Below are 7,113 nucleotides of genomic sequence, written 5' to 3'. Positions count from 1 at the left end.
CCCCGAACCAGTCGCGGATCCGACGCGAAGAATCCCAGCGCCGTGGCAAAGGCGAAGCAGCCGAAGGCCCACCAGGCCAAATGGACGTGGTGCTGTCTCGCGAACTCCACTGGCGCCCGTACTAAACCTCGGACATTAGGAGTGTGATCAGGAATAAGTGCACGCACCAACGTGAGCAAAAGGCCGGTTGTGACGAGGCACAGCACACTGATGAAGACGACCCGCAAAGTCTCGCGCAGTGCGGATCGTGGGCCAGTCGGCACGATTCGTTCATGACGCAAGACGTGGGCGAGCCCGGGTGCCAGCAGCGCCACAAAGAGCAGCAGGCCCCACAAAGTCGACGGAATCATCGTCCGTGCCTAACCGTCCGAGTCGCCTCCAGACGACGGCGGGGGCGGCGGAGGCATGCCCTTCGCCGGCGGCGGAACGGACTTCGCACCCGCAGGGTCGATTTTCTGCCCTCGCTCGGATTCGTTAAACGGACGATCAGTCCGGCGTTCTCCGTCAGTGTGTTGGTTATTGCGGTCTTCAGAACTCGCCATATGTTCGCTCCATCACGCTTACTGACCACAGTGGTCCCACTTTACTTGACCTAATCAGTCCCGCCTAGACTTTCAGGCGACAGCCCCTGCAAGCCAACGTTCGCAGAAATATGCGAGGGTCAAGAGCCGCGGTGTCCGGACCGAGATGCACCTCGCCCAGCCAGTCAGTTCACAGAGGCCGACATCTGCCCCGGGCTGCTCGACTAACGCGAACGATATATCGACGAAGCCTACCCCTGCTTCTGATCAATCTGCCCCGGACCAGAGTCGACTGTGCTGGCCGCGGCCAGGTCCCGCATCCACGACCGGCCGATCGCCCAACACCTCCGCCACCCTCATCGCCGTGGATGGCCGAGACCGACGACCTAGTGGCCACCTGGCTCGGCATGCCCATAGCGGGCACCTTACCTGTTGCGACGCGGTCTTGAACTGTACTGCTCCCCGCACCGAACGCGAGGAGTTCGCCGCGCCTCCCCACGGGCGAGGAGGTGAGTCCGTCGCTTCCATGTCATGATTCGTGTTCACATTCGGAGTCGAGAACTCTGAACGAGCATTTGCCCTCCATGCCCCACACCACTTGGGAGCCGGACAGCAATGACCGAACGGATCAATCTGGAGGCGGCAGGGCCATCCGGGTCATCCGCTCGGGGATTCCGACGCAGCGGTGCCTTCCACTAGGAAGATGGAATGCAAGGATCGTTACGGCCGAACCGCCTCGTCAGCGTCGCGATGTGCCTGGTCACCGCGATACTCGCCGTTTTTGGACCGTCGGCGCCGCCTGCATACGCCGACGATTCGGCGCCGGCGGTGCTGGGCACCTGGGCGCCGGACAGCATCGCCGGCTCGTGGCGGACCAATCCGCCCGCTGACCCGGGTACCCGCTCGCTGAGTGGCCGGCAGAGGTGTCCCGGCCAGCAGCGGTCCTGGAAGGACGCCGTATCGGGCCGAGCCATCGCGGTCGTGTGGTGGGCCTGCTCGTCCCGGGACGAGAGCGTGTGGCTCGCCGCCCTGGAAGATGCGAAGTCCGCATCACCGGAGGGTTTGCAGGCACTTGCGCCGGTGTTTGACGGCGACGAGGAGATAGTGTCTGCCGCCGACTCGGTGTACCTTCGCCAGTGGATGGCCGGCCGGTTCATCATCGAGGTGCAGACCCGGTGCCCTGGGCAATCACGCACTCCCTGCCTCCGCCTCAATCAGCAGGTCTCGCGGGAGCTGGCGGCGAACATGACGCAGCGACCTAGCAAGATCACCGGCAGCCGGTCGCAGCAGTTCGCCGCGTTCCTACTCGCCCTGCTAATCGCCAACCTGACTGGGATCGGGCTCACCGCCTCGGTCAATCGGCTACGCAGGCGGTTGTACCAGGTCAGCACCACGTCGGGCAGCCGATACTTCACGGTCGACGACGACGCGCGGCGGCAACGGCGCCAGGCACGGCAGCAGCGTTTCGGCGTCCTCCTCGTGCTGCCCCTAGCCGTGGATACGATCACGCTGCTTCCCAGCATGATCGACGGCACCGTGTCGACCGGTGACATCGGCGGCCCACTCGTGCTCTCGCTGCCGGCCAGCGCAGGGATCGTCCTGCTCGCCCGCTCGCGAGATCCGTATCCCCGATTCGTCTGGCCAAAGGCGACCGGAGCTGGACGTTGGCTCAATCGAGGCCTGTCGCTTCTGTCCTATGTGCTGGTCGCGATCATCGTGGTGTGCGCCGCCCTGGCTTCGGCGGTGCGCAGGTCAAGGCGCTGCCGCAGCCGCTGGTCGACCTATTTGGCGCGTTCTTCTTGCTGCTAGCCGGGCCGGTCTGGCTGCTGGCGTGGTGGTTGCGGCGCCGGCTAACCCGGCAGGCGTGGCAGCGGCTGGCCGATCGGCCGGGACCTCCGCTCGCCTACGTCCAGGGCTTCGACGACGCCCGCAATAAGATCGCCGCACCGCCGCTCGTGCGACAAGGCGCGCCGGCTCGGCTCCGTTCGCTGCGGACGCCGCTGCGCCGCACGCCCTTCGACGAGTTCGTCGAAGTGCAAGCGGCGATGCACCGACCGGTCGTGGCCGTCGACGCGCGAGCGCCGGTGAGCCCACCAGTGGGTCTACGGCGCGTGCCGATCGGGCACGCCACCACTGGGCAAGCCTGGGCGTACGCCCTGGTGATCACAGCCGGTCCGTTCATCGGCGACCCAGCGGCAGTCGAGGCCTTCGGGAACTTGGTGGTCTCCCACCGCGACCGCCCGATCGCCGTGGTGCTGCCGCCTTGGCCGCCCGAGCAGGTGTTTGCCCAGCTGACTCGGTGGCGGACGGCGATGGCCGGAATCGCCCCGTTCGATGAGCTTGGTGAGTTTCCGGTATCCAGCGGTACGCTCGTCGTCGTTCACATTCCCGGCCGAGGCTGGCACGCGTGGGCTGCCACTGAACGAACCGTCTGGGCTTACATCCGGGCCCTGCACGACGCGCTGGCATTCGCCTCAAGCCAAACCGACGAGTCGACCACGCCCACCGCCGAGCCAGGGCCCTTGGATGGTCACAGCCGCCTGAGGGTGGTCCTAATCAACGCCGGCACGGACGAGCAGATCGTCGCCGATCTCGCAAGCGGCCTCCAGACGCTCGGACTGGCCGTGTCTCGAAAACCGGCCGCTGACGATCCGGACGTCCCAGCGGTCGTGGTGCTGACGCGTGCCGCACTGGCCGACCCGGCCTGGCAATCCAAGGTGGCGAGCCTCGACTCTGCCGGAGTGCGGGTCATTCCCGTGCAGGCCGAGGACGTCGACGCGACCGCCGCACCCCTGGCCGTCGCCGATGTGAACTGGATTAAGTGGTACGGCCCGGGCTCGGCCCGCACACTCGCCGACGTCTTCGCTGCCGTCACCGCCGATCCGGGCCGCTACCGGCTGCACCGGTCGCTGACCGGGCAGGCACGCGCGTGGGCGGCCGCCAACCGAGACCCAGCATTGCTGATCACTGACCACCGCAATGCCGAGGAGGCCGCCGACCACGTTGAGGCCGCTACCGGCGACGGACTGGCCCGCCCGAGCCGCCTAACCCGCGAGTATGTGCTCGCCTCAACCGCGCAGGCCCACTGGCGACGCGGCGGAGCCCGCAAGGTCTGGGCGCTCGGTATGACGCTGGTGCTGGCCGCCGCGTCGACGATCGTCTTCGCCTGGGTAACGCTGCACCGTTCCTCAGCCGACAACCGGCTCGTCTGGCTGGCCAGCTCGATCCCCAAGATCTCGGCCGATCGCCCGGACTGGGCCGGTCAATTGGCCGGTGCGTTGATCGTCCAGGGCAATGACGAGCAGCGAGTGGCGGCACGCCGCACGTTGCGCAGCATGCTCGACCGCTCCTGGCCCAGCAGCTTTATTGGTGCCGGCCACGATGCCCCCTTCACCGATGCCGTTCCAGTCGCCGGCGGTGTGCTGACGCTTGACGGTCGTGGCTCGCTCACGCGGTGGAACTCCGAGGACGGCTCGGTGCGCTGGCGCCGCCAGCTCACCGCAATCCCTACCGTGCTCGACACCACACCGGATGCCTCGACAATCGCGGCCGGGTCGGAGAAAAGCCTGCAACTGATCACCGTGCGGCCGTGGCGCCGCGACACCGTCTCGTTGCCGTCGGAGGTGACCAGACTGGCGGTCATTCCGGCCGCGAAGGTGGTCATGGTGGCGACGACGGACGGTGCTGTGGCGTCAATAGGTCTGAGCGCGCCGCACACACGCAGAATCGTCGGACGATACCAGGCAGTCCTTGACGTGCGGCGCACCGCCGGAGGCGCGACCTCCCGCGCCGTGGTTGTGACCGCAGCTGGCCGGGTCGCGCTGGTGGACACCACGAGCCGCCGGGTCGTGTCGCAGGCGCGGATCCCTCTACCGGACGACCTCACGACGTCGGCAGGAGCGGTCGGCGCGGAAGGGAGCACGATCGCTGTCCAAGGCGATGACCGCACCCTGTACGTGGGCACAAAGACCAAGCCGCTGCACTCAACCGGCGCAGTGATAGGCGAAGGAACCGCCCTGGCCGTGCTGCCCCGGATTCAGGTGATCTACAGCAGCCATCAGTACGGCACGCGGGTGCTCGACGGCCGCACCGAGATCGCCGAGGGGCCGTTCATCCAGGCGCCGCCCATGGTCTCATTCGTGAAGGCCTCAGACGACGGGCGTACCGTTCTCATCTCCAACGGCTTCGGGGTGATGATCTGGTCCGCCAGCAGCCTGGCCCCGATCGGCCAGCCGGGCACACTCGCCGGTCTTGGGACGAAGGCTCAGGCCTCAGTGGACAGGACCGCGATCAAGGGAACCGCCGACGGCACGGTCGTACTCACCCGCCCGGACGCGCAACCCTACCGGGTCCGCGCCGCGCTGGGTGCCGTCTCAACGGTCAACCTCAGCAAGGACGGCACCTCCGCCCTCGTCGGATCAAGCCGCGGTGAAGTAGCCGAGATAGACGTCGACGACCGTGCCGTTGTGCGGCGCTGGCAGGCGCCCGACGGCCGCCCGGTGACGGCGCTCGGTTGGTCGGCTGATCCCGCCCGGCTAATGGTGCGAACCTCCGGCGGCATTTGGTGGAACCCGCAGTCGTGCGCCGGTTGCGGCAGCGACGGCCCGCTGCTAGCCGCGCTGCGGGCCCGCCTGTCCGGGTGCGTCGCCGAAGAGAACCTGACTGGGATCACCGACGGGACACGGCGCCGACTTGGCCTGCGGGTGTGCGAGAAGTCGCCCCAACCGGAAGCGGGTTGAGTCGTGCACACCGTGTTCATCTCATACTCTCGGCGCGACCTCGACGTGGTCGAGCAGATCGCCGCCGTGCTGACCCGGCACGGCGTGCCGATCTGGATTGACCGTCGTGATATCCCGGTCTCCGTGCCGTGGTTCGAGGAGGTGACCGCCGGCATCGAGGAGGCGGCACTTTTCGTCGTTTGCGACTCGCCGAGCTGGCGTGCCTCGACGGCGTGCGGGCTGGAGCACCGGGCCGCCGAGGACGCCCACAAGTCCATCCTGGCCGCCGACCCCTACGCGATGCCGCCGGAGGCCACGGCAGAACGCATCGTGATCGCCTATCGCGGACTGGCGCCGGAGGTCCGCACCCACACCGAGGTCAGCGTGCGGGCGTCGGGGTGGCAGCGGGGCGGCCGGGCGAATCAGGCGTTGATCTCAGGCGGACTGCTCAAGCAGGCGCAGGCGCTGGTACGCCGCGGCACGCCTCCGCTCACTCCCGACGCCCGCGACTTCATCCGCCTGAGCCGGCGACGGCGGAGCCGCCGCCGCTGGATCGCCTGGCCACTCGCCGTCCTCGGCGTACTCGCGCTGTTCAGCGGTGGGCTAGCCGTCCTAACTCGCGGCTACGCCAACGCCCAGTTCACCGCAGCGGACACCAGCCTGTCGGACTTCGTGCCGAACGAGGAGGACTACGGACGTGACCCCTACGAGGTGCTCGCCGAGCAGCGCAACCGCTTCGCCGACGGTAAGACGGGATACCTCGACTGGATCGCCATGACCGACGCCCTAACCACTCCGCTGCCCGACCGCTCCTTCACGGTTGCGGGGGCGACATTGAAGGGATTCCCGTCGCTGGTAGTGCCCGACGATGTGACCGTTGTGGACAGCCGCGGTAGCCGTCACGGCGCCAGCGGCAGGCGGCGTGCCGCCGCAGGGCCGGCGATGCGATCGCCGACCGTGCGGGGCGCCGCCGCAGCTGCGATGAGCGTCGACGGCACACGCGTAGCGGTCCGATCCCCCAACGACCGGACGGTCCGGATACGCGCCGCAGCCACTGGTAAAGTGCTTCGCGCCATCGCTGTGCCGGGCGCGAGCGGCGGCGTACTTTCGTTCAGCCCGGACACGCGCACGCTCGCCGTCGCGGCCGGGGCCGAGGTCGTGCTTGTCGACGCCACTACCGGCGTGCGGTTGGCCGAGCTCGCCGGGTCCACCGGCGCAGTCCGTGCGCTGGCGTGGTCGGCGTCGGGCGACCGGGTGTGGGCCATCGCTGGCGCCAACCGCGTCGTCGGATGGAAGTGGCGGGCCGGCACGGTGGTCGTCTCGGACCCGGACCGCTCCTTCACCGCCATCGCTGGGCCCGGCCGCGGCGGAACCATGGTCGCTGCCTCGCGCGACGGCCGGCTCATCCGGCTCGACCCGGCCCATCCGTCGGCTGTACGGACCGTACGTACCTCGGCCCGGGAAGTCGTGGCTGTGGCGCTTTCGCCGACCGGCGACGTCGCGCTGGGCAGCAGTGATCGCATCGTCGTTCGATCACTGGCCACCGGCGCTGAACGGGTCATTCCCGGAGCGTGCGGGGGCGTCCGCCTCGCCTACGACGGCACCGGTTCCCGGCTTTACGCGACGTGCCTAACGCCTGCAGTGACTGCCTACGACGCGGCGACCGGTAGAACGGTGGCGTCGGCGAAGCTTGCGGGCGGCGTGCAGGCATTCGCAATCGCGACCGACCGCCGCGGGGACGTCTTCGTGGGCAGCGGCCGCGGCGCGACCATCCACTTCGATGCCGACCTCAAGCGCCAGACCGAGGTGGGGCCGTCCCGGTGCGGCACTCCCGCCCGGTCGCTCGCCTCCACCGCCGACGGCGGCATCGTGGC

At 68.5% G+C, this 7,113-nt stretch carries 4 protein-coding genes; 3 read left to right on the top strand and 1 reads right to left on the bottom strand.

Going from position 1 to position 7,113, the window contains the following annotated elements; translation table 11 throughout:
* On the bottom strand, nt 1-350 hold a 350-nt coding region (locus AB0M20_RS19310; protein WP_364299888.1), incomplete at its 3' end, for a DUF6338 family protein.
* 921 nt (nt 351-1,271) lie between these two features.
* On the opposite strand from AB0M20_RS19310, the gene AB0M20_RS19305 reads away from it, so the two are divergent.
* The 3 genes from AB0M20_RS19305 to AB0M20_RS19295 form a co-directional block, all read left to right on the top strand.
* Nucleotides 1,272-2,330 (top strand): hypothetical protein, encoded by a 1,059-nt coding sequence (locus tag AB0M20_RS19305; protein ID WP_364299886.1) that lies wholly within the window; start codon nt 1,272-1,274, stop codon nt 2,328-2,330.
* Nucleotides 2,243-5,260 carry a hypothetical protein gene (locus tag AB0M20_RS19300; protein ID WP_364299884.1) on the top strand — a complete coding sequence of 1,006 codons (3,018 nt, stop codon included), beginning with the start codon at nt 2,243-2,245 and terminating at the stop codon, nt 5,258-5,260. The genes AB0M20_RS19305 and AB0M20_RS19300 overlap by 88 nt, the downstream gene beginning before the upstream one ends.
* 45 nt (nt 5,261-5,305) lie before the next feature.
* Nucleotides 5,306-7,113, top strand: a 1,808-nt coding sequence (locus tag AB0M20_RS19295) for a TIR domain-containing protein (protein ID WP_364299882.1), incomplete at its 3' end; no start/stop codon positions are given.

Source organism: Actinoplanes sp. NPDC051633 (assembly GCF_040681735.1).
Taxonomy (GTDB): Bacteria; Actinomycetota; Actinomycetes; order Mycobacteriales; family Micromonosporaceae; genus Actinoplanes.
Note: the sequence above shows the minus strand (reverse complement) of the source record. Positions and strands in the feature narration are given on the sequence as shown.

Coding starts and splice junctions, on each gene's coding strand:
- AB0M20_RS19305 (WP_364299886.1), top strand. CDS start 1,272: ATGTGCCTGGTCACCGCGATACTCGCCGTTTTTGGACCGTCGGCGCCG.